Genomic DNA, 22,168 nt, shown 5'->3' on the forward strand with positions numbered 1-22,168 from the left:
CCGCAATGCGCAGAACGCGCCTTTCGGCGGCCATGGTCGCCGCCGCCGTGGTGTCCGGCACGCTGGCTCTGGCGAGCCCGGCGTCCGCCGACCCCACCCCCGCCGGGACCTTCCGCCAGCTCGTCGGCGTGGGTTCCGACACCACCCAGGACGTGCTGAACGCCCTCGCGGGCGACACGGTGAACGGCACGAGCTACGCCGCCACCGCGGTCACGGCGGACGGCGCCGGTATCGCCTCCTACGACGCGATCGAGCCCGGCACCGGCTCCACCACGTCCACCATCACGACCCGCTCCGGCGGCCCGGCGTTCCTGCGCCCGAACGGTTCCGGCAACGGGCGGATCGCCCTCAGCATGGCGCTGACCGGCGACAAGTACCCGAACAGCACCGGTGTCGCGGTGAAGGGCCAGATCGACTTCGCCCGTTCCTCCGGTGGTCCGTCCACCTCCGGCAGCGCCCTCACCTACATCCCCTTCGCCCGGGACGCGGTCGGCGTCGCGGTGCAGGGCACGGCGCTGAACACCCTGACGGTGGCCCAGCTGCACGACATCTACGCGGGCCAGCTCACCACGGTGAACGGCCAGACCGTGCACCCGAAGATCCCGCAGAGCGGCTCCGGCACCCGGAAGTTCTTCCTCGCCGCGATCGGCCTGACCGACGCCACCATCTCCGCGGACATCCCGGTCGTCCAGGAGAACCAGGGCAACGCGGCCCTCACCGAGGACGGCGCGCTCGTCCCGTTCTCGGTCGGCAGCTGGATCGCCCAGAACAACGGCGTCTCCCCCGACTACAGCACCACCGCGGCCACCGCCGGCGGCCACCTCGCCTCCGTCGTCCTGCCCGGCGACAGCGGCGCGACCAGCCCGGTCACCACGGTCAACGGCAAGCTCACCCCGGTGAGCGGCTACTACGAGAACTCCACCTTCGGCCGCGATGTCTACAACGTCGTCCCGAGCCGCGCGATCGACACGACCAGCATCTTCTTCGACAAGGCGCTCTACGACGTCTTCGTCACCAGCGGCACCCACGAGGCGGGCCTCGCCTCCGACAGCGCCGAGTCGGTCATCTCGTCCTTCGGCTTCATGAACGAGTCGTACAACGGCTCGATCAACCTGGCCAAGCACGCCAAGCTGGGCGGCCTGGAGGAGTCCGGCGTCGACCTGTCGACGCCCGCCGCGCCCACCCTGAAGACCACCCTCGGCGACGCGAGCGTGAAGCTGGCCTGGACCGCCCCGGCGTCCACCGGTCTCCCGGTCACCGACTACCGCGTCACGCTGACCGACGCGGACGGCGCCGTCGTCGCCGTCAAGGACCTGGCGGCCACCACCACGTCGTACACCTTCAGCGGTCTGGCCGTCGGCACGTACAGCGCCTCGGTCTCCGCCGCCAACCTCAACGGCACGGGTTCGACGTCGAGTTGGACCGGCGCGGTCAAGTACGCGAGCACCACCAAGGCGACCACCGCCACCACCGCGTACGGCACGACCCCGAAGGTCGCGGTCACCGTGACCGGCACGCACGGTGTCGTCCCCGGCGGCAAGGTCACCGTCAAGGACGGCTCGACGGTCGTCGGCACCGGCACGCTGAACAGCTCCGGCAAGGTCACCGTCAACGTGTCGAACCACCTCAAGGTCGCCACGCACAGCCTGACCGTGTCCTACGGCGGCGCGACCAAGCTCAACGCGTCCTCCGCGACGGTCTCCCTGAAGATCACCAAGGCGACGGCGGCGGTCTCCAAGACGGCGCCCGCCTCGATCGGCCACACGGCCCGCGCGAAGGTCACCGTCAAGGTCACCGCGACCGGCACCACGCCGACCGGCACCGTGCGGATCTACGAGGGCAGCCGGATCATCGCGACCGGCACGCTGAGCGGCGGCAAGGTCACCCTCACGCTGCCGAGGCTGAGCCGGGGCAACCACACCCTGCACGCCTACTACGCGGGCTCCACGACGGTGAACACCAAGTCCGGCGCCAACTTCACCATCAAGTCCACCTGATCCAGGCCGAGTCGACCGCGCGGCCGGGGAGGCGCACCACCGTCTCCCCGGCCGCCGCCGACCGGCCCCGACCGCGAAGGAGGCGGGCCGCCGTGACCGTCGCCACCCCCGTCAGGCCCACCCCGGCCGCGCCGCGCCCCCGCGTCGGAAGCGCCTGGGGCATACGGACCGCGCGGAGCGTCACCGCCGTCCGCCACCTCGCGCGCGGCGGCCTGCTCAGCCTCGCCGCGCTGCTGCTCGGGATCACCGCGCAGCTGCTCGTGTTCAGCGGCGCCCAGGAACACTCCGCGCAGCACGCCGCGTTCGACGAGCTGCGCGGGCAACTCGCCCTGGGCACCGCCCCGGTGTCCCAGACCGACCAGCAGGGCAGGCTCCTCGCGCCCGGCACGCCGGTCGCCCTGATCCGTGTCCCGTCCCTGGGGCTGAGCCAGGTCGTCCTGGAGGGCACCGACTCCACGGTCCTGGCCGACGGTCCGGGCCACCGCCGCGACACCCCGTTCCCCGGCCAGTCCGGCACCAGTGTGCTGATGGGCCGGGCGGCGGCCTACGGCGGCCCGTTCGGGCGGCTGGCCGAGCTGCGCGCCGGGGTCGCGTTCACCGTCACCACCGGGCAGGGCACGGCGCACTACCAGGTCACCGACGTCCGCCGGGCCGGCGACCCGGCGCCCGACCCGCTCGCCGCGGGCAAGGGGCGGCTGGTGCTGGTCACCGCCACCGGCCCGCACTTCATGCCGTCCGGCGTGCTGCGCGTGGACGCCGACCTGGTCTCGACCGCCTTCCAGACGCCGGCCGCGGTGATCCGCTCCGGCACCCTGCCCGGCGCGGAGGAGCCGCTGGCCCGTCCCGACGGCGTGCCGTGGCCGCTGGTGATGTGGTTGCAGGCGCTGCTGCTGGCCGCCGTGGCGGCCGTATGGGCCTGGCACCGCTGGGGCCGTCACCAGACGTGGATCGTCTTCGCCCCGCTGGTCGCGGTCCTGGGCCTCCAGGTCGCCACCCGCACCACCGAACTGCTGCCGAACCTGCTGTGAACCGAGGGAACCCGACATGACCCTGACCGACACCGCCGTCCTGCCCGCCGCCGGCGACCCGACGGCCGCCCCCGCGACCCTCGAAGCCCGTGCCGTCTCGGCCTGGTTCGGCACCCACCAGGTGCTCGGGCAGGTGTCGCTGACCATGCCCGCGGGCCAGGTCAGCGCGCTGATCGGACCGTCCGGCTGCGGCAAGTCGACGTTCCTGCGCACCCTCAACCGGATGCACGAGCTGATCCCCTCGGCGGCCTTCGGCGGCGAGGTGCTCTTCGAGGGCGAGGACATCTACGACGCCTCCTGGCGCCTGACGGACGCCCGCCGCCGTATCGGCATGGTCTTCCAGAAGCCGAACCCGTTCCCCGCGATGTCGATCTACGACAACGTGGTGGCCGGTCTGCGGCTGACCGGCACGCGGGCGAGCCGCCGGGAGAAGGACGAGCTGGTGGAGGAGTCGCTGACCCGGGCGGGCCTGTGGAAAGAGGTCCGCGACCGGCTGCGCCAGCCCGGCGGCGCGCTGTCCGGCGGCCAGCAGCAGCGGCTGTGCATCGCCCGCGCGCTCGCCGTACGCCCCCGGGTGCTGCTGATGGACGAGCCGTGCTCGGCGCTCGACCCGACCTCCACCCGCCGGGTCGAGGAGACCATCCACGAACTGGCCGGTCAGGTCACCGTGGTGATCGTCACCCACAACATGCAGCAGGCCGCCCGCGTCTCCCAGCAGTGCGCGTTCTTCCTCGCCGAACAGGGCACGCCCGGCGGGATCGTGGAGGTGGGCGCCACCGACGACGTCTTCGGCTCCCCGAAGGACACCCGGACGGCGGACTACGTGGCGGGCCGCTTCGGCTGAGCGGCGGGCATGTCACGCTCGTGGCGCGGGTCGCGCGGGTCACACGAAGGCGGGGGTTTGGATCGCGGGAAGGCGGTGAGGCGAGCGGGATGCGCGCTTCTCCCACCGCCTCCGCCGAGACCCCCGTACGACCGCCCGCCGCCACCGGCACGGCACGACCCGCCACCGGCACGGCACGACCCGTCCCCGGGAAGCAGCGCGACCCCTTCTTCGACAACGCCAAGTACCTGGCGATCGTGCTGGTGGCGATCGGCCACGCCTGGGAACCGCTGCGCTCCGGCAGCCGCGGCGTCACCGCGCTGTACACGCTGGTGTACGCGGTGCACATGCCGGCCTTCATCGTCGTCTCCGGCTATTTCTCCCGGAGTTTCCGCGCCACCCCTCCCCAGATCGGGCGGCTGGTCACGGGGGTCGTGGTGCCGTACGTCCTCTTCGAGACGGCGTACACGCTCTTCACCCGCTGGACCGACCACCAACCCGACCGCGCGATCAGCCTGTTGGACCCGCTGTATCTGACGTGGTTCCTGGCCGCCCTGTTCGTCTGGCGGCTGACCACCCCGCTGTGGAACCACCTCCGCCACCCGCTGCCGCTCGCGCTGGCCGTCGCGATGTTGGCGACGCTCTCCCCCTCCATCGGCGACGACCTCGATCTCCAGCGCGTGCTCCAGTTCCTGCCGTACTTCGTGCTCGGTCTCCGTCTGCGGCCGGAGCACTTCCAGCTCGTACGGCGGCCCGAGGTACGGCAGTTGGCCCTTCCGGTGGTCGGGTGCGCGCTCGCGGTGGCGTACTGGGCGGTGCCGCGCTTCGACTACGCCTGGCTCTTCCACAACGCGAGCGCCGACCAACTCGGCGTCCCCGACTGGGAAGGGCCCCTGATGACCCTGGCCCTCTTCGCCTGCTCGACGCTCCTGGTCGCCTGCTTCCTGGCCTGGGTGCCGCGCCGCCGCACCTGGTTCACCGCCCTGGGCGCGGGCACCCTCTACGGCTATCTGCTGCACGGCTTCCTCGCCCAGGGCGCCAAGTCCTGGGGCTGGTACGACCCTTCGTGGGTGCGGGGCCCCCTCGGCGAGATCGTGGTGACCCTGGCCGCCGCCGCGGCGGTGACCGCGCTGTGCACCCCGCCCGTGCGCCGTGTCTTCCACTTCGCGACGGAGCCGGAACTGCGGTGGGCGTTCCGCCGGGACACGACGGAACTGGCCCGAACTCCCTAGCCATTAGCGATGGTTGTCGTGGATCGTCGGGCCATCCGGTGAATTCGCGCGGAAGCGCGGGTGACGATTCGGACCTGCGGGACACCCGTGCGAAAAGCCGCACAACCAAGCCCCGTGCGGCCGGGTCAGAGGTGGTGCCGGAACCCGAACTCCTCGGATTCCGCCAACTCCCCTACGCTTCACGGAGGTTGTGCGATGCCCACGCGTTCCGCCACTCGTTCCGCCACTCGCCTGCTGGCCCTGACCCTCACCCTCGGCACCGGTCTGGCCGCTCCGCTGCTCCTCGCCCCGGCCGCGGGCGCGGCCACCGCCCCGGCCACCGCCGCGCTCGGCAACGGCGGCAACGAGGTCGTCTACACGGCCGCCGCCGGACAGACCAACAAGGCGGTCGTCACCGCGTCGACGACCGACCTCTCGACCATCACCTACGTCATCGACGACGTCGTCACCATCAGGCCCGGCACCGGCTGCGCGTACCCCACCGCCTCGGACCACACCAAGGTCTCCTGCACGGTCGCCACCTACGACAGCCAGGACCCTTACCCCACCGTGCAGTTGACGCTCGGCGACGGCAACGACACCCTCACCTACCACAACAGGACGAACCAGACGTACTACTTCGCCTCGGCCGACCTGGGCGCCGGCGCCGACAAGTACACCGAGGACGGCCGCGTCGACGGCTCCTACGTCTCGGGCGGCACCGGCGACGACACGCTCACCCTCGGCACGTACTCGGTGGGCTGGGGCGAGAACGGCGCCGACACCCTCCACGCCGGTGCCGGAACCATCGCGCAGGGCGGCAACGGCAACGACACGATCACCACCACGGGCGACGCGGCCGACGGCGGCGCGGGCAACGACCGGATCACCGGCGGCGCGGGCGGCCAGAGCCTGACCGGCGGCAGCGGCGACGACAGAATCCTCGGCGGCGCCGGAAACGACTTCCTCTACGGCGGCACGGGCAACGACACCCTCTACGGCGGGGCCGGAAACGACACCCTGTACGGCAACTCCGGCAACGACACCCTGTGGGGCGGCACCGGCCGGGACGTCCTGTCGGGCGGCCCGGGCCGTGACAGCGTCCACCAGAACTAATCCCTTTCCCACCTGTCACAGGCATGCCATACGCTGCACACAGCAGCCGCGCCCCGCGCGTCACCGCGTCTCTCATCCGCGGTCACGCCCGGGTGCTGCGCGGCGCTCTCAACTCCCGGTCTGCCGACCGGTTTTCCATGTGGGGGGAAACAGCACGTGCGGATGCGCAGCATCTCCACCGCGACAGCGCTCGCGGTTCTTCTCGGCTCGGCGGCGCTCAGCGTCGTAGCGGCGGGTACGGCCTCGGCGGCCACCGCCACCGTGACCTCGCCCGACGGCCTGGTCGCGGACGGCGCCCTCAAGCGGGTGTTCGTGGGCGACAGTTCGACCGGCCGGGTCACGGCCACCGACTACTCGGGCAACGTCCTGGCCTCGGTCGCCGGCATCGGCGGCGTCTCCGACCTGGCCGTCTCCGAGGACGGGGCCACCGTCTACGCGGCGGTGCAGAACACCCACGAGATCGTGGCGATCGACGCGGCGACCCTCGCCGTGAAGACCCGCTACGCGATCCCCACCGACACCGGCCCGCGGCACATCGCGTTCGCCGGCGGCAAGGTGTGGTTCAGCTACGGCGACCAGTGGGACGGCGACATCGGTTCCGTGGACCCGGCGGTGGACCCGGCGGGCACCACCGACCCGGTGACGATGGCGCAGTTCCCGACCGAGGGCACCTCCATCGGCATCTGGGGCCAGGCCCTGCTGGACACCGACCCGCAGCGGCCCGGCCTGCTGGCCATCGGCGAGACCGGCATCTCCACCGACTCGATGGCCGTGGTCGACGTGTCGAGCGGCACCCCCGCGCTCACCGCCTGGTACTCCGGCGACTACACGCTGAACAACGGCATCGGCGACATCGACCTCGTCGCGGGCGCCGACCAGGTGCTGGTCAACGGCTCGGTACGGGACGCCTACGCGGACGGCAAGTTCACGGCGGCCGGCTCCTACCCGTCCGGCCAGCAGGCCGACATCGCCCCGGACGGCACGGTCGCCCAGGTCAACGGCAACACGATCGCGACGTACCGGCCGAACGCCACGAAGGCGATCCGCACGTACGACATCGGCTCCTACGGCGCGGCCGACCTGACCTGGGCCCCGGACAACTCGCGGATCTTCGTGCTGGCCGGGAAGTCCGGCGGCGGCTACACGCTCAAGGCGCTGACCGACCCCGAGAAGAACGTCCCGACCCTCACGGTCAACGCCCCCGGCTCCGCGCCCCGCGCCAAGAAGCTCACCGTCACCGGCAGGCTGTCGGCGGCGGTCGCGCTGCCCGCCGGGGTGAAGCTCCAGGTCACCCGGACCGACCTGGAGTCCCCGAAGGGCAAGGCGCTGCCCGCCGTCACGGTGAAGACGGACGGCACCTACTCCTTCGCGGACACCCCGCCGGCCGGTGGCACGGTCACCTACAAGGTGGCCTACGCGGGCGACCCGGCGCACGCGGCGGTCAGCGCCTCCGACAAGGTCTCCGTGTCCCGCGCGGCCACGAGCCTGAGCCTGAACAACAACGGCAAGCTGTACGCGTACGGCGCCGACGTGAAGTTCACCGCGCACCTCGGCAAGACCTACAAGAACCGCACGGTCGCGATCTACGCGGACCCCTTCGGCGGCGACAAGCCGAAGAAGCTGGTCAAGACCGGCAAGGTCAACTCCAGCGGCAACCTCACGGTGACCGTGGACATGACCCGCGACACGGCCGTCTCCGCGGTCTTCGCCGGTGACGCCCGCTACGCCTCGAAGACCGTGAAGGTCAACGCGTACGCGAAGGTCAGGATCTCCACCGCGATCAGCAAGCACTACAAGACGGCGAAGATCGGCTCGACGTCGTACTACTGGTTCCACAAGAACTCGGCGCCGATCTTCACCACCACGATGACCTACTACCCCAACCGCCAGGAGCGGCTGGACCTTCAGGTCTACTACGACGGCCGCTGGTACGACTCCGACTCCGAGTACTTCGGCCTCGGCACCAACGGCAAGGTCGCGGTGAACCTCGGCGCGCCCGGCCAGTCCGGCATCAAGGCCCGCATCCGGGCCGCGTACATCAACGGTTCGTCCGGTGACAGCGTCAACTCGACGACGTACAGCGGCTGGAAGTACATCTACTTCTCCAACTGACCGTTCCACCAGGCCTGATCACCAGGTGTAGGGCAGCTCCGCCGCGACGACCGTGGGTCCTCCGGCGGGGCTGCTCACATACGCGGTCCCGTCGAGGGCGGCGATCCGGCGGCGCAGCCCGAGCAGTCCGGTGCCGCCGGCCTCCTCGGCACCGCCCTTCCCCTCGTCCCGCACGCACACCGTCAGCCCGTGCGGCACCCGGGCCAGCCGCACCTGCGCGTGCTCCGAACCACTGTGCTTGACCGCGTTGGTGAGCGCCTCGGCGACCAGGAAGTACGCGGCGGCCTCGACGGCGGCCGGAGCACGCGGACCGGTCGCCAACTCCTCGACATCCAGGGCGACTTGCAGCCCACTGCCGGCGGCGAGCGCCTGTACGGCACCGGCCAGCCCGCGGTCGGTGAGGATCGGCGGGTGGATCCCGCGCACGACGTGCCGCAACTCCGTCAGCGCCTCCTCCGCCTGGTCCTGCGCCTGCGCCAGCAGCCGCCGGGCGGCCTCGGGATCACCGCCGCCGTCGCGGTCGTAGGCCCGCTTCGCCAGTCCGATCCGCATCGACAGGGCCACCAGCCGGGCCTGCGTCCCGTCGTGCAGGTCCCGCTCGATCCGCCGCAGTTCGGCCTCGTGCGCGGCGATCACCCCGGCCCGGGTCACGGCGAGTTCCTCGACGCGCTCGGTGAGCAGCGCGTTCGGGGACGGCTTCAGCAGGGCGGTCGACCAGCGCGCGTCGAGGTCGGCGAGCCGCCCGAGCAGCGGCAGGACCAGCGCCCGGCGGCGCAGCAGCCCGCACCGCACGGCGTCCACGGGCAGTCCCACGATCCACAGCGGGACGGCGATCAGTCCGAGCAGCCCGTACCCGTACTGGGCGAGCATCCAGCGCAGGTCCCGGAACGTACCGGGATCGCGCACCGCCACCACGAACCGCTCCCGCAACGGCAGCCCGTCCAGCGGCCGGTACGCCTCGGGGATCCCGCGCCCGCTCCACCGCGCGACCTGCTGCCGCCTGGCGCCCGCGATCCGGCGCACCAGCAGCACCACCTCGGGCAGCATCCAGGCGCCGACCACGAACAGCGTCCCCACGGCGGCGATCAGCAGCGCGGTGACGAAGAGATATGTCCCGAGGGTCATGGCCACGCCTCTGGCCAGTTGAACCGTCGCCCGTGTCGCCTGCCGCACTGTCTTACCCATGCTCACCAGGCTGGCACCGGACGCCGGGCGGCGCGGGGGAGCAGGGTGCCGAATCCGTGGTGTAGCCGGCTACACCGTGTCCAGTCCTGTCATGAGCTGGCCGTAGGCACGCTCGGCCTCCGCCACGGCATCGTCGTACGCCTCGTCGGCGGTGCGTCCGGCGGCCATCGTCCGCCAGTTCTCCTTGCCGAGTTCCTGCTGCACGACGATCAGGTGCGTGGCGGCGAGCCGTCTGGTGAGCGGGGTGGAGCCGCCGGTGCCGGCGGCCGTGTCGGCGGCTGTGCCGGGTCCCGCGTCGGCCTCGGCCTCGGCGAGTGCTTCCGCGAGCGCGTCGATCTCCTGGACCCGGTAGCGCTGCACCAGGCCGGTCTGGAGGCTCGGGGTGCCGTACAGCAGGTCCATGAAGCTGAGCACGTCCGGGTGGTCGTTGAGGCCGGTGATCGGGTCGCGGGCGGCGAGGCGGTCCAGGAAGTGGGCGCGCAGGGCCGCGGTGGGAGTCAGGGCCGGCGGGCGTTCGCGTACGACGCGGGCCGCTTCGCCGAGGTGGTCGGCGAAGCGGTGCAGGACCAGGTCCTCCTTGACCGGGAAGTACCGGAACAGGGTGGCCTTGGAGACCTCGGCCGCCGCCGCGACCTCGACGACCGACACCTCGTCGAAGCCCTTCTCGCGGAAGAGGCGCAGGGCTTCCTGGGCGATGAGGTTCCGGGTGCGTTCCTTCTTGCGTTCGCGCAGGCCTGCGGGTTCGTCCATGCGTGCCACATTACCAGACGATGAGACCCGGAACCAAACGAGACCGAGAAATGAATGAGTCCGAGAATCTTCTGAAACCCGGTTGCATTTTCTTCGGGTTCGGTGTTCGCTTGGCACAACGACGACGAGAGGGATTCGAGATGACCGACGACGTTCTGGACGTTGTGGACGTGCTGATCGTGGGCGCCGGACCGACCGGGCTCACGCTCGCCATCGAGCTGGCCAGGCGCGGTGTGGGGGTGCGGATCGTGGACGCGGCACCGGCCCCGCACCGGGAGTCCCGGGGCAAGGGCATCCAGCCGCGCACGCTGGAAGTGCTGGAGGACCTGGGCGTCACCGAGCGCGTGCTCGCCACCGGCACGACGGACCTGCCCTTCCGCAAGTACTTCGACGGGGAGTACGTCAACGACACCGCCCGCCTCGCGGACGCCCGCCCCACGCCCGACGCGCCGTACGAGCGAGGGGTGCTCATAGGGCAGTGGCAGGTGGAGCGGATCCTGCGCGAGCGGCTCGCGGAGTTCGGGGTCGACGTCGAGTCCGGCACCGAGGTCACCGGGTTCGAGCAGGACGCGGACGGTGTCACCGCCTTCCTCGCCGGTGGGGAGCGCGTCCGGACCGGCCGGCTCGTCGGCTGCGACGGCGGGCGCAGCCGGGTGCGCAAGGCGCTGGGGGTGAGGTTCGACGGGACGAGCGAGCCGGAGCAGTCGATGGTCGTCGGGGACGTGGTGGCCGAGGGCATCGGACGGGACGCCTGGCACCAGTGGTTCACGCCCGAGGGCGGGGTGATGCTGTGCCCCATGCCCGGCACGGACTCCTTCCAGTTCCAGGCGGGACCCGAACTCGACGCGGACGGCGAGCCGTTGCCGCCGTCACTGGAGAGCTTCCAGCGGATCTTCGACCGGCACGCGCGCGTGCCCGGCATCACGCTCACGGACCCGACCTGGCTCTCCGTGTGGCGGGTCAACGTGCGGATGGTCGACCGGATGCGGGTCGGCCGGGTCCTGCTCGCCGGGGACGCGGCCCACGTCCATCCCATCGCGGGCGGACTCGGCATGAACACCGGCATCCAGGACGCCTACAACCTGGGCTGGAAGCTGGCCCTGGTGGCCACCGGCCGGGCGGACGCCGGGCTGCTGGACACTTACGAGGAGGAGCGCCTTCCGGTGGCCGCCTGGACCCTGGGCGTCTCCACCGAGCTGTTCGCCAAGGTGCTCGAAGCGGTCAAGGAACCCGGCACCGGCGTCGAGGTCGCCGCGGCGCCCCCGATGGGCACCGGATATCCGTGGAGTTCCCTCGCCGCGCCGGCCACCACCGGCGAACCGGACGTGCTGCGCCCGGGCGACCGCGCCCCCGACGCCCCGTGCCTCGACGCCTCGGGCGATCCGGTCCGGCTCTTCCAGATGTACGCGGACCCGCGGTTCACGCTGCTCGGCTTCGGCGCCGAAGTCGCCGAATCGGTGGGCAAGTTGGCGGCCGAGCACGACGGCCTGATCCAGGCGTTCACGGTGGACGGCGGCGACCTGCGCGACCACGAGGGGCATGCGCGGCGGGCGTACGGCGTGACGGGTCCGGCCCTGGTGCTGATCCGCCCCGACAATCACGTGGCCCTGCTCGCCCAGGACCCCGCGGAGGTCACCGCTTATCTCCAGCGGATCGCCACATTCACTCCCAAAGAGTGATACTCGGAGTATGAGCACGGCAGCGTATGAGGTGCTGGCCGCGTCGTCGCACAACGGACTCGACGTGACCGCAGCCTTCCTGGGTGGCCTGCTGATCGCAGGCGCGCTGGTCTGGGCCATACATTTCGGTATGAAGGTCCGGGACCAGGAACTTCCCCGGCCGCTCCCCGAGGAGCAGCCCCACCTCCCCGCCACCGGCGCGGTCCACGAGATGCGCGAGATGCGGGAACCCGACGAGATGCCCGTCGCCTCGGAGGAACGGGAACGGCTGATGCCGTACCAGCTCCACCACTCCGGAAGCAGAACGGGAAAGGACCAGAAGCGGCAGCGCTGGCTGCCCGGGAGGAGCGGTTCCTTCGGTGGGGGCGGCATCGGACACGTCTGACCCGTCCGAACCGTCCGGCAGATCCGACCCGTCCGACCCGCCCACCACCGGTTCCGCTGTCCGCGGCTACTGGCGTGCCCCGGAGGCCTTCGGGTCGTAGACGGCCAGGGCCCAGATGACGAACACGTCGACCGCGATCATGATGACCGACCAGATCGGGGCGTACGGCAGGAACATGAACTGGAGGATCGCGCTGAGGCTCGCGAGGACGATGCCGCAGACGCGGGCCCAGCTCATGCCCCTGAGGATGCCCCAGCCGGTGACCGCGCCCACGGCGCCCAGACAGAGGAGGATCACACCCCAGCCGGTGAGGTTGATGCTGTACACGTAGTCGCCGACGCGGGTGTAGACGTCGTCCTTGGCGAGCGCGGAGATGCCCTGGAGGATGGCGATGACACCGTTCATCAGCATCAGGACACCCGCGAAGACGGCGCCGCCGACCGCGAGGCCGCTGCCGGAGGGGGACGGGCCGTAGCCGCGGGCGTCCTGGGGCCGGCCGGTGTGCTGACCGGTGTCGTTCCAGACCGGTGGTTTCTCCTCGCCGCCGGTGGCCGTCGAGTGCGGCTGCTGTGTCGAATGCGGCTGCTGCGTCATGGCCGTGCCCCACCTCTCTGTGGTCCGTGGTGCTTCGGTGCTTCGACCATCCGGCCCTGGCACCGCCGCCACCAGGGGGGTTACGCCGTTCGGGTGATACCCGGGGCGGCCTCGGGCCCCTCCTCCGGCTCCGCCGCCAGGAACTCCACCACCGCCAGCGCGAACAGCAGCGCCAGGGCCAGCCCCACCACCACCCACCCCGTCGGACGCGACCACAGGAGGTACGCCAGCAGTGCTCCGCCCACCAGCACCCAGCCGATCCACTCCCGGTACCGGCGCGCGAACGGTCCCACCGGCCCCGTGCTCAGCCCCGCCCCGTCGGCCGTGGCCCGCACGGCCCGGATCCCGGAGATCCACAGCCGCCGGACGAGACCGGCCCGCCGGCCCGGTCCGGTCAGCCAGGCGCCCAGGGCGACGGTGACGCCCAGGGCCACGACCATCCGCACGGTCGTGGCCAGGAAGCGGGTCAGCGCGTCGTAGACCGCCCCGGCGGCGGGCTGTGACACCCCGGACGGGAGCGCGTCCAGATACAGGGCGCGGGCGATCCCCAGCCCGAGGCCGAGCAGCGCCGTCGCGGCGGCCACGCCCAGCGCGCCCGTGACCAGCGCCCTGCGCCGCCGCCGCGCCAGCAGTACCCCGGCCGCGACGAGGAGGACGGCCACCAACGGCAGCCAGAAACCGGCGAGTTGGAGGAGGCGGAAGTACTTCCGGTAGGCGTCGAGGTCGTCGTTCCTGACGAGGGTGATCGACGTGTGGATCTCGGGGATCTTCCCGGCGACCGTCATCCCGTCGTCGACCAGCCGCTGTTTCACCTGGTCGACGACGGGGGCCACGTCGAGCGTGACCGCTCCGCCGTCGAGCTGTACGGCACCGCCGCCGCTGCCGGTCAGGGCCTTGTCCACAGTGCTGTGGACACGCCGGTTGGCGTCCTTCCAGATCCTGGCGAAGGCGTCGGAGGCTGCGACGGCCCGCGCCTTGTCGTGCACGAAGGCGCGGACCGCGTCCTCAAGGGAACCGCCCAGCGCCCCCAACGCCTTCTCCAGCAGCGGCCGTTGGGCGGGAGCGACGCCGGACAGCAGGGTGGTGAGGTCGAGGTGGTCCATCACGGCCGAGGTCACCCGGCCCGCCACGGCGTCCTGGATGTCCGGCTGGGTGGCGAGGGGCGCGACCGTCTTGACATAGCGGTCCGTGTCGCCGACCGTGTCCGCCGTCCACGCGGCCACCACGCCCAGCGGGGCGAGCACACACCCGAGGACGACCAGCAGTACGGCGACCAGCGAACGGACCGGGTGCCGGGGCCCGCGCGCCCGTTGCGCCTCCAGCTCGGCCACCCGCGCCCGCAGCAGGTCGAGTTCCGTCGCCCGTTCCGTCACCCTGCCTCCTCCACGGCGGGGACCGCCGCACGAACCCCCTCTCCCGGTCGGTCAGTTGGCGCGCGCCTTCGCGAACTCCCGTAGGAACAGCGCCTCCACGTGTGCCATGTGCTCGATCTCCGTGGGGTCGACGCTCTCGTTCGGGGCGTGGATGAGGCAGCGGGGTTCCTCGACGCCCATGAGGATGATCTCGGCGCGGGGGTAGGTCTCGGCGAGGACGTTGCACAGGGGGATGGAGCCGCCCTGGCCGAGGAAGGCGAGGGGCTTGCCGTAGACCTCGCGCATGGCGGTGCCGAGGGCGGTGTACGCCGGTCCGTCGGTGGCGGCGCGGAACGGGGAGCCGGTGCCCTCCGTCTCGACCGACACCCGCGCACCCCAGGGGGCCGCGTCCGTGAGGTGCGCGGTGAGGGCCTCGCGGGCGGCGCCCGGGTCCGTGCCGGGCGGGACGCGCAGGCTGACCCGGGCGCGGGCGGTCGCGGGTACGGCCGCCGCCGAGCCGACCACCGGCGGGCAGTCGATGCCGAGGACGGTGACGGCGGGCCGGGCCCACAGCCGGTCGGCGACGCTTCCGGTGCCGGTCAGCCGTACGCCGTCCAGCACCCCGGCGTCCGTGCGGAACTGCTGCTCGTCGTAGCCGACGCCCTCCCAAGTCCCCTCGCAGTCCAGGCCGTCGACGACCGTGGCGCCGGTCTTCGGGTCGCGCAGGCAGGACAGGATCTGGATGAGCGCGGCGAGGGCGTCGGGGGCGGGGCCGCCGAACATGCCCGAATGGACCTCGCCCGCGAGGGTGTCGACCCTGACGACGACGTTCGCGAGCCCGCGCAGGGTCGTGGTCGCGGTGCCGACGCCCACCGCCGCGTTGCCCGTGTCGCACACCAGCAGGGCGTCGGCGAGGAACTTCTCGGGGTGCTGGGCGACGTACTGCTCCAGGCCGCCCGTGCCCTGTTCCTCCGAGCCCTCGGCGACGAACTTCAGCCCGACCGGGAGGTCCTCGCCGAGCGCGCGCAGCGCGGTGAGGTGCATGACGATGTTGCCCTTGCAGTCGGCGGTGCCGCGCCCGTACCAGCGGCCGTCGCGCTCGGTGAGCGTGAACGGCGGGGTGGTCCAGGCGTCGTCGTCGAGCGGGGGCTGCACGTCGTAGTGGCAGTAGAGGAGGACGGTGGGCGCGCCGGGCGGCGGCGGGCGGTGGCCGATCACGGCGTGGCTGCCGTCCGGGGTCTCCACGAGGTGGACGTCCCGCAGCCCCGCCCCGGTGAAGGCGTCGGCGACCCACTGGGCCGCCTTGCGGCACTCCTCGGGCGGGTACTGGCGGGGGTCGGCCACGGACGGGATCGCGACGAGTTCGGTCAGGTCGGCCTGCGCGCGGGGCATCAACTCGGCTATGCGGGACGCCAGTTCGGTCATGATGGTCACTGCCTCACCGTGTCGTCGGTCTTCAGGTCGTCGATCTTGTCCTGGATCTTGTGCAGCTTGTCCGGGCAGTAGATCTCCAGGATCTTGATCTCGGCCCGCAGCGCGGCCGAGTCTCCGATCACCGGGCGCTGGCCGACGAACGCGGCCCCGTTGGACACGTTGATCTTCCACAGCGCCGACTTCAGCGCGCTGCCCGGGTTCTCGCAGACGATCCCGCCGTCGGTGCCCAGCGCACGCGAGACGGTCTTGGTGTCGGGCCGCGGATAGCCGGCCGCCACGGCCGCGTCGGCGAGCTGATTCGCCTTGTCCGCGGCCTTGTTGGTGGTCTTCACGCTGTCGTACTGGATGACCCCGACGACGGCGAGCACGACCAGCACGACGATCGCGCCGACGTAGATCCAGCGGTGTTCGGAGGCGAACCGGGTGGGGCTCATACGGCACCACCGGCCGCCGTGTCCGCCGTGCCCGCGTCGGCCGCCTCCGTGCGCCAGGACGGTTTGCGGAACTTGAGGAACGCCCAGGGGATCAGCAGCCCGAGGATCACCAGGCCGCCGCCGATGATGCCGATGTACGACCAGATGCTGCCGCCGCCGAACTGCGAGGGCGGCACGAAGCCGATCGCGAGGGCCGCGACGGACGCCAACAGGCCCACCGTGCACAGCAGATGGAGGGCGGGGACGCGGTAGCCGCGCGGATGGTCGGGCTGTGTCCTGCGCAGCCTCATCGCGGCGGCGAACATCAGCAGGTAGACGATCAGGTACACCTGCGTGGTGATGGTCGAGAAGATCCAGTACACGCTGGAGACATTGGGCAGCAGCGCGTACCCGAGGGCGATGACGGTCGTGACGACACCCTGCGTGACGAGGATGTTCTGCTGCACCCCGAACCGGTTCAACTTCTGCAGGAACGGCGGGAGATAGCCCTCGCTGCGGGAGATCTCCAGCAGCCCCTTGGACGGTCCGGCCAGCCAGGTCAGCATGCCGCCGAGCGAGGCGGAGACCAGCATCACGGCGGCGATCGGGGTCATCCAGCCGATGTGGAAGTACGAGAAGAACGCGTTGAACGCCTGCATCACGCCCGCGGTGAGGCTGGTCTGGTCCGAGGGCACCACCCAACTGATCGCCAGCGCGGGCAGGATGAAGATCAGCAGCACCAGCCCCATCGCCAGGAACATCGACTTGGGGTACTCCTTCGCCGGGTCCTTCAGCGACGACACATGGACGGCGTTCATCTCCATGCCGGAGTAGGAGAGGAAGTTGTTGACGATGAGGACGAGGCTGGCGAGGCCCGTCCACTCGGGCAGCAGGTGGCTCGACGTCATCGGGGCGGCCGACGGGTTGCCCTGGGCGAGGAAGACCATGCCGAGGACGACAAGGATCGTGCCCGGTACGAGCGTTCCGATGATCAGTCCCCAACTGGACAGCCCCGCAAGGGCCTTGGTGCCACGCGAGGACACCCACACCCCCGTCCAGTACAGGACCATGATGACGATCGCGGTGTAGAGGCCGTTGGAGGCCAGGGCCGGGTCGATGACGTACGAGATGGTGCTCGCGACGAAGGCGAGCAGGCTCGGGTAGTAGAAGATCGTCATCGCGAACTGGCACCACACGGCGAGGAATCCGAGCGGTTTCGACAGCCCCTCGCTGACCCAGCGGTAGACACCGCCGCTCCAGCCGGAGGCGAGTTCCGCCGAGACCAGCGCGGTCGGCAGCAGGAACACGACCGCCGGCACCAGATAGAGGAACACGCAGGCCAGGCCGTAGACGGCCATCGTCGGGGCGGCGCGCAGACTGGCGACCGACGAGGTGGTCATCAGCGCCAGGGTGACCCAGGTGATCGTGGGCGCGGCCCGGGTTCTGGCCTCCGTACGCACCGCTGCTTGTCTTGACTTCGGCAGGTCGGCGGGGACGTCCATCGAGGCCACGGGCCCTCCAGAGGGATCTCGGGGATGCTGCAAGGCTCGGCGCCGGAGCGGGCGGACGCAGGTCGGGTGGGCTGTTCGGGTGAGGGCGACGGCCCGGGATGCCGACCGGGCGGGCAGCGTTCATGCTGGTCAGGCCGGTCAAGTCGGCCACATCCGCATCGGCCTTCTGTCGGCGACATCCGCTGTCTCTGCTGTCTCTGCTGTCTCTGCTGTCTCTACGATCTCCGCTGTCTCTGTTATCTCCGCTGTCTCTGCTATCTCCGTGTGAGGGAGGCGTCCGTGGACCAGCGGCGGACGACGACGCCCGCGCTCGACGAACTCACCGTTTTCCTGGCCCGGTTGACCGGGCTGCTGCTGCGATCCAGCGGTGAGGGCGCCGAGTTGATCGAGCACTCGGTACGGTCGGCAGCCCGGGCCCTGGGCGGCGAGGCGACCCTGCTGCTGGTCCCGGACGCGGCGGCGCTCACCGTCACCGCGGGCGGCGGCACCCGGACGGTGACCGTGCGCGGCTTCCCCGAGGTGTTCCGCCTCGACCAGGTCACCGCGCTGAAACCGCTGCTCACGGACGTACGGGCGGGCCGCCTGGACGTGGCGGCGGCGGACCGGCGGCTGGCCGGCATCGAGAACGCGAAGGCCCCCTACCCCTGGCCCCTCAAGCTCGTCGGCATCGTGCTGTTCGCCCTGGGCTTCGCCCCGCTCATGCAGCCCACCTGGTACGAGGTCGGGTCGACGGCCGTGCTGGCCACGATCGCGGCGGCGCTGGCGGTCGCCGCGGACCGGCTCCCGCGCCTGGCGAAGGTGTTGCCGCTGGTGGTGTCGACAGTGGTGTCGGTGACGGCCCTTGAGGTCTTCGCCCGCGAACCGTCGCACGGCGGACCGGTGTTGCTGATGCTGCCCGCCCTGTTCTTCTTCGTCCCGGGCGACTATCTGAGCGCGGCTGCCGCCGAGTTGGCCGCCGGTCTCATCACCACCGGCGCGATCCGCCTCGTCTACGCCGTGTTCCTGCTGGTGCAGCTGTATCTGGGCGTGATGCTGGGGGTGTTCGCCACCGGCACCTCCACCCACGCGCTCTGGGACATCGCGGCGGACTCGGACATGGCGCGCTGGGCACTGTTCCTGGGCTGGATCGTGTTCACGTTCGGCACGGTGCTGGCCTTCGCCGTCCCGCGCCGCCTGTTCTGGCCGCTGCTCGTGCTGGTGTACCTCACGGTGGGTGTGCAGTCGCTGTTCACGAAGCTGGTGGGGGAGGTCGGGGGCACGTTCGTGGCGGCGGCGGTGCTGTCGGCCGCCGCCACGCTGACCGCCCGCGCGGACCGTCGCCCGCCCCGGCTGGTCCTGCTGCTGCCCGCGTTCTTCACCCTCACCGTCGGCTCCCTCGGCATGCGCGGCCTGACGACGCTGGCGGGCGGGCATGTCATCGAGGGCTTCCGCGACCTGCTGAAACTGGTCACGATCGGGACGGCCATCGCGGTGGGGATGGTGTTCGGCGCGGCCCTGACGGAGCGGGTCCGACGGCCGTAGGCCGTGTCCGCGATGTCAGGGGATCGGGAGCCTCGGCCGGTCAGGCCATCCAGAAGAAGACGGCGGTCATCCGCTTCTCCTCCAGCGTGCTGCCGTGGTAACCGGTGGCGCTGTGCACGAGGTTGGCGTGGTACAGCAGCAGACTGTTGTACCGGTGCGGCACGCGTACGTCCTCCTCGAACGCGTCGGGCGCCACGAACCGCGTGCCCAAGGCCTCGACGAGGTTGTTGTGCGGGGCCTGCACGACATTGCCGCCGAGCCGCCCGCCCGGCAGATGCTGCCGGTAGAAACTGGTGCCGCAGTCCTTGGGCACGGAGGGGTTGAGGTACAGCACGGCGGCGTAGCGGCACAGCGACCGCGAGTCGGTGTGGGGCCGGGGCTCGCTCTCGCCCTCCCCCACGACCTGGACGCAGTTGTGGTTGAGCGTCCCGCCGCCGGGTGCCTTCTGCACCCACAACTCCTTGGCCCCGGTGGCCTGTCTGACCAGCCGCTCGATCCGCCCCAGCTCGGCCGGCTCCAGCCCCGGCATGGTGCGCAGCCCCGGCCAGGTCTCCGAGGTGTACGGATACCCCTTCACCCAGTCGTCCTTGGCGAGGCACCGCTCCCGTACGGCGTCGGCGTCCGGGAGCACGTCGTTGAGCACCCAGTAGTCACGCCCCTTGGTGGGCTTGCGGTACGGGAGTACGGGGAGCGGGGCCTGTCGGACCGGCCGCTGGGGGTGTGGGGGGAGTGGTGACATGCGGCCGAACGTATAGCGGGGGTTCGCCAATGCTGTGCCATGCAGGGGTCAACATTCCGTCAACGACGGGCTGTTGACCCCTGGGGTGGTCAGCGCTTCAGCGTGAACACGAAGTCCTCGGAGCGTCGGGTGTTCAGGCGGGCCGTGGAGACCAGGTTTCCGCTCGTGATCAGGGTCTCGACCTCGGAGCGCGGCAGGGCGAAGCCTTCCGCGATCAGCCGGACCGGACGAACCGGGATACGTGCCGTGAAGTGGACCGTGACATCGATCGCCTCGTCGGCCGGACGGTCCGGGCCGCCGGTGTCCAGACGCCAGGCGCCGGACCAGTCGAGGGCGACACGGTTGCGGCGCAGTACGGCCGGGGACCCGAGCAACTCCGCTGTCAGGACTGGGTCGTTGGCGTGGAGGCGGTCGAGGAGTCCGGGGTGGACGGAGCGGACGTTCGCCCGTTCCATGACCGTGAGTTTCGCGGTGTCCCCGCACCCCGCGCAGAGCACGAGGAGCCACACGTCCAGCAGTTTGTGGTGGGCGTTGACGCGGAACTTGCCGCTCGCCCGGAAGCCTCCGGCCCCGCACGCGTGGCAGCGGCGGCGGACGAGGGGCAGGCAGGTGGGAGTGACCACCCAGTTTTCGAGCACAGAAGTACACCGTTTCCAGTGAGAAGACCGCAGCAAAAGGGAGCGCGGCGCAGCTGCGCGACGCGCGACGATTCAGCTCTCGGGGGGTCTCACACGGTGTACAACGGCACGTCCTCGCCCAGACGACTCGGTCGGGCAGCACGGTAGGGGCGGACGGCGGCGCCGCTCCACTTCTTTTTTCGCGCCGTGTCACATTCCGGCCGCCTCGTTTCGTCAGTCCGGTGAAAGCAACGGCAACGAATCAACGAGGAGCCCCTCATGAGCGCTCGACTCAACGCCTTCGCCAGCCCTCTCGCAGGCAAGGCCCTGAAGCACTTCGTCGCGGCGGGCAAGGTCGTCGCCGAATCGTCGCTGCCCGCCGCCACACAGGAGCTGGTGAAGATCCGGGCGAGTCAGATCAACGGGTGCGGGTTCTGCACCGACATGCACACCAAGGACGCGGCAGCCGCCGGCGAGACCTCGGTACGGCTGAACCTCGTCGCGGTGTGGCGCGAGGCCACCGTGTTCACCGACGCGGAGCGCGCCGCGCTGGAACTCGCGGAGGAGGGCACCCGCATCGCGGACGCGGCCGGCGGGGTGAGCGACGAGGTGTGGGCGACCGCCGCGAAGCACTACGACGACGAGCAGCTCATGGCCCTGGTCTCCCTGATCGCCCTCATCAACACCTTCAACCGCATGAACGTCATACTCACGATGCCGGCGGGCGACTACCGGCCCGGTCAGTTCAACTAGCCCTCCGTACAGCCCAGGTGGACGAACCGGGGCGCGGAACCGGAGGCGACACCCGCCACTTGTGACGCGCCCCACTCGGGCTTTACCAAAACCAAAGACTTCGAACGCTTCCGCGATCCGTACTCCCCACTGTCCGTACCGCTGACGGGCGGCCCACGACACAGGAGGCACGGTGCGCTTCTCGCGGAATGCGACAGGAACCATGGTGGTGGGCGGTGCCCTCAGCCTGACCCTCGTCGCCCTCGCCTATCCGGCAATGCTCGGCGTCAACACGGTCTCGGCGAACACCTCACGGGTGATCGCCAACACGCAGTGGGGGCCGCTGACCGAGGCGGACCGCGACTTCGTGGTCAAGGTGCGTGCGGCCGGGCTGTGGGAGTACCCCGTCGGGCAGATGGGCCTGAAGAAGGGCGCCAGCCCGGCGGTCATCACCGCGAGCAAGCACCTGATCGACGGACACGCCGCGCTGGACGCCAGCTGCCGCAAGATCGCCCCGATGCTCAACATCACCATCCCGAACCTGCCCAGCCCGCAGCAGCAGGGATTCATCAACACCCTGAACGCGGACAGCGGCAAGCAGTTCGACACGGACTTCGCCAACATCCTGCGCGTGACGCACGGTTCGATCTTCAACACCATCGCGAAGATCCGCTCCACGACCGAGAACACCCTGGTGCGCATCCTCGCCAACCAGGCCAACGCGACGGTCCTCGACCACATCACCGTGATGGAGGAGACCGGCCTGGTCAACTTCAGCCAGGTCCTCTTCCAGGAGACGACCCCGCCGAAGCTGCCGGCCGTGGACCTGACCCCGCCGGTCCCGGCCGCGGGCCAGCCGCAGGTGGTGCTCACCCCGCCGGTGAACAGCACCACCCAGCCGCCGCTGCTGCCCGGCGAGACACCGAGCGGAAGCAGCGCGGCCACCGGGACCCCGACCGTGGGGTGACC

The 22,168-nt window shown here is 71.0% G+C and carries 20 protein-coding genes; 11 read left to right on the plus strand and 9 right to left on the minus strand.

What is annotated here, in order from left to right:
* The first annotated feature begins 5 nt into the window (after window positions 1–5).
* The 6 genes from ACIQPR_RS11195 to ACIQPR_RS11220 all read left to right on the plus strand — a co-directional run bounded on the left by ACIQPR_RS11195 (window position 6) and on the right by ACIQPR_RS11220 (window position 8,287).
* Window positions 6–1,997 (plus strand): Ig-like domain repeat protein, encoded by a 1,992-nt coding sequence (locus ACIQPR_RS11195; RefSeq protein ID WP_403645377.1) that lies wholly within the window; start codon window positions 6–8, stop codon window positions 1,995–1,997.
* A 92-nt stretch (window positions 1,998–2,089) separates the two neighbouring features.
* Window positions 2,090–3,025, plus strand: coding sequence for a sortase (locus ACIQPR_RS11200; protein WP_403645380.1), 936 nt, complete (start codon window positions 2,090–2,092; stop codon window positions 3,023–3,025).
* Window positions 3,026–3,041: 16 nt separating this feature from the next.
* A complete protein-coding gene (locus ACIQPR_RS11205) occupies window positions 3,042–3,869 on the plus strand; it encodes a phosphate ABC transporter ATP-binding protein (RefSeq protein ID WP_403645383.1) in 828 nt (275 codons plus the stop codon).
* An 89-nt stretch (window positions 3,870–3,958) separates the two neighbouring features.
* Entirely contained in the window at window positions 3,959–5,080 is a 1,122-nt protein-coding gene (locus ACIQPR_RS11210; RefSeq protein ID WP_403645386.1) for an acyltransferase family protein, read from the plus strand.
* Between the two features lie 195 nt (window positions 5,081–5,275).
* Window positions 5,276–6,175: a calcium-binding protein gene (locus ACIQPR_RS11215; protein WP_403645389.1), complete on the plus strand. Its 900-nt coding sequence runs from the start codon at window positions 5,276–5,278 to the stop codon at window positions 6,173–6,175.
* A gap of 162 nt (window positions 6,176–6,337) precedes the next feature.
* Window positions 6,338–8,287 (plus strand): YncE family protein, encoded by a 1,950-nt coding sequence (locus ACIQPR_RS11220; RefSeq protein WP_403645392.1) that lies wholly within the window; start codon window positions 6,338–6,340, stop codon window positions 8,285–8,287.
* An 18-nt stretch (window positions 8,288–8,305) separates the two neighbouring features.
* Here ACIQPR_RS11220 and ACIQPR_RS11225 read toward each other — a convergent pair whose 3' ends face one another.
* Both ACIQPR_RS11225 and ACIQPR_RS11230 read right to left on the minus strand, forming a co-directional pair.
* Window positions 8,306–9,472, minus strand: a complete 1,167-nt coding sequence (locus ACIQPR_RS11225) for a histidine kinase (protein WP_403645395.1) — start codon at window positions 9,470–9,472, stop codon at window positions 8,306–8,308.
* 69 nt (window positions 9,473–9,541) lie between these two features.
* Complete coding sequence (locus ACIQPR_RS11230; RefSeq protein WP_403645398.1) at window positions 9,542–10,222, minus strand: TetR family transcriptional regulator; 681 nt, start codon at window positions 10,220–10,222, stop codon at window positions 9,542–9,544.
* A gap of 140 nt (window positions 10,223–10,362) precedes the next feature.
* Here ACIQPR_RS11230 and ACIQPR_RS11235 point away from each other — a divergent pair, with 140 nt between their 5' ends.
* Window positions 10,363–11,901: an FAD-dependent monooxygenase gene (locus tag ACIQPR_RS11235; protein WP_403645401.1), complete on the plus strand. Its 1,539-nt coding sequence runs from the start codon at window positions 10,363–10,365 to the stop codon at window positions 11,899–11,901.
* Between the two features lie 10 nt (window positions 11,902–11,911).
* A complete protein-coding gene (locus tag ACIQPR_RS11240) occupies window positions 11,912–12,286 on the plus strand; it encodes a DUF6479 family protein (protein ID WP_403645404.1) in 375 nt (124 codons plus the stop codon).
* A gap of 66 nt (window positions 12,287–12,352) precedes the next feature.
* Here ACIQPR_RS11240 and ACIQPR_RS11245 read toward each other — a convergent pair whose 3' ends face one another.
* The 5 genes from ACIQPR_RS11245 to ACIQPR_RS11265 all read right to left on the minus strand — a co-directional run bounded on the left by ACIQPR_RS11245 (window position 12,353) and on the right by ACIQPR_RS11265 (window position 17,590).
* Window positions 12,353–12,880, minus strand: coding sequence for a hypothetical protein (locus ACIQPR_RS11245; protein ID WP_403645407.1), 528 nt, complete (start codon window positions 12,878–12,880; stop codon window positions 12,353–12,355).
* A gap of 80 nt (window positions 12,881–12,960) precedes the next feature.
* Entirely contained in the window at window positions 12,961–14,253 is a 1,293-nt protein-coding gene (locus ACIQPR_RS11250; protein ID WP_403645410.1) for a hypothetical protein, read from the minus strand.
* A gap of 51 nt (window positions 14,254–14,304) precedes the next feature.
* Window positions 14,305–15,657 carry a dipeptidase gene (locus tag ACIQPR_RS11255; protein ID WP_403646447.1) on the minus strand — a complete coding sequence of 451 codons (1,353 nt, stop codon included), beginning with the start codon at window positions 15,655–15,657 and terminating at the stop codon, window positions 14,305–14,307.
* Window positions 15,658–15,662: 5 nt separating this feature from the next.
* Window positions 15,663–16,100 (minus strand): hypothetical protein, encoded by a 438-nt coding sequence (locus ACIQPR_RS11260; protein WP_403645413.1) that lies wholly within the window; start codon window positions 16,098–16,100, stop codon window positions 15,663–15,665.
* Complete coding sequence (locus ACIQPR_RS11265; protein ID WP_403645416.1) at window positions 16,097–17,590, minus strand: APC family permease; 1,494 nt, start codon at window positions 17,588–17,590, stop codon at window positions 16,097–16,099. The genes ACIQPR_RS11260 and ACIQPR_RS11265 overlap by 4 nt, the downstream gene beginning before the upstream one ends.
* Before the next feature lie 279 nt (window positions 17,591–17,869).
* Between ACIQPR_RS11265 and ACIQPR_RS11270 the strand changes: the two genes are divergently transcribed.
* Complete coding sequence (locus ACIQPR_RS11270; protein ID WP_403645419.1) at window positions 17,870–19,111, plus strand: threonine/serine exporter family protein; 1,242 nt, start codon at window positions 17,870–17,872, stop codon at window positions 19,109–19,111.
* Window positions 19,112–19,151: 40 nt separating this feature from the next.
* On the opposite strand, the gene ACIQPR_RS11275 is transcribed toward ACIQPR_RS11270, so the two are convergent.
* Window positions 19,152–19,850, minus strand: coding sequence for a DUF6445 family protein (locus ACIQPR_RS11275; protein ID WP_403645421.1), 699 nt, complete (start codon window positions 19,848–19,850; stop codon window positions 19,152–19,154).
* 89 nt (window positions 19,851–19,939) lie between these two features.
* Complete coding sequence (locus tag ACIQPR_RS11280) at window positions 19,940–20,488, minus strand: DUF1062 domain-containing protein (RefSeq protein WP_403645424.1); 549 nt, start codon at window positions 20,486–20,488, stop codon at window positions 19,940–19,942.
* Between the two features lie 258 nt (window positions 20,489–20,746).
* Between ACIQPR_RS11280 and ACIQPR_RS11285 the strand changes: the two genes are divergently transcribed.
* Both ACIQPR_RS11285 and ACIQPR_RS11290 read left to right on the plus strand, forming a co-directional pair.
* The gene (locus ACIQPR_RS11285; RefSeq protein ID WP_403645426.1) at window positions 20,747–21,220 is read left to right on the plus strand and encodes a carboxymuconolactone decarboxylase family protein; all 474 of its coding nucleotides are present in this window, start codon (window positions 20,747–20,749) and stop codon (window positions 21,218–21,220) included.
* Window positions 21,221–21,428: 208 nt separating this feature from the next.
* A complete protein-coding gene (locus tag ACIQPR_RS11290) occupies window positions 21,429–22,166 on the plus strand; it encodes a DUF4142 domain-containing protein (protein ID WP_403646449.1) in 738 nt (245 codons plus the stop codon).
* Window positions 22,167–22,168 lie beyond the last annotated feature (2 nt).

It is taken from the genome of Streptomyces sp. NPDC091280 (assembly GCF_044768565.1).
GTDB lineage: Bacteria > Actinomycetota > Actinomycetes > Streptomycetales > Streptomycetaceae > Streptomyces.

What these genes read in the sequence shown, in the direction of transcription:
- ACIQPR_RS11195 (WP_403645377.1), top strand. Translation starts at nt 6, where the DNA reads ATGCGCAGAACGCGCCTTTCGGCGGCCATGGTCGCCGCCGCCGTGGTG.
- ACIQPR_RS11205 (WP_403645383.1), top strand. Translation starts at nt 3,042, where the DNA reads ATGACCCTGACCGACACCGCCGTCCTGCCCGCCGCCGGCGACCCGACG.
- ACIQPR_RS11210 (WP_403645386.1), top strand. Translation starts at nt 3,959, where the DNA reads ATGCGCGCTTCTCCCACCGCCTCCGCCGAGACCCCCGTACGACCGCCC.
- ACIQPR_RS11215 (WP_403645389.1), top strand. Translation starts at nt 5,276, where the DNA reads ATGCCCACGCGTTCCGCCACTCGTTCCGCCACTCGCCTGCTGGCCCTG.
- ACIQPR_RS11220 (WP_403645392.1), top strand. Translation starts at nt 6,338, where the DNA reads ATGCGCAGCATCTCCACCGCGACAGCGCTCGCGGTTCTTCTCGGCTCG.
- ACIQPR_RS11225 (WP_403645395.1), bottom strand. Translation starts at nt 9,472, where the DNA reads ATGGGTAAGACAGTGCGGCAGGCGACACGGGCGACGGTTCAACTGGCC.
- ACIQPR_RS11230 (WP_403645398.1), bottom strand. Translation starts at nt 10,222, where the DNA reads ATGGACGAACCCGCAGGCCTGCGCGAACGCAAGAAGGAACGCACCCGG.
- ACIQPR_RS11235 (WP_403645401.1), top strand. Translation starts at nt 10,363, where the DNA reads ATGACCGACGACGTTCTGGACGTTGTGGACGTGCTGATCGTGGGCGCC.
- ACIQPR_RS11240 (WP_403645404.1), top strand. Translation starts at nt 11,912, where the DNA reads ATGAGCACGGCAGCGTATGAGGTGCTGGCCGCGTCGTCGCACAACGGA.
- ACIQPR_RS11245 (WP_403645407.1), bottom strand. Translation starts at nt 12,880, where the DNA reads ATGACGCAGCAGCCGCATTCGACACAGCAGCCGCACTCGACGGCCACC.
- ACIQPR_RS11255 (WP_403646447.1), bottom strand. Translation starts at nt 15,657, where the DNA reads ATGACCGAACTGGCGTCCCGCATAGCCGAGTTGATGCCCCGCGCGCAG.
- ACIQPR_RS11260 (WP_403645413.1), bottom strand. Translation starts at nt 16,100, where the DNA reads ATGAGCCCCACCCGGTTCGCCTCCGAACACCGCTGGATCTACGTCGGC.
- ACIQPR_RS11275 (WP_403645421.1), bottom strand. Translation starts at nt 19,850, where the DNA reads ATGTCACCACTCCCCCCACACCCCCAGCGGCCGGTCCGACAGGCCCCG.
- ACIQPR_RS11285 (WP_403645426.1), top strand. Translation starts at nt 20,747, where the DNA reads ATGAGCGCTCGACTCAACGCCTTCGCCAGCCCTCTCGCAGGCAAGGCC.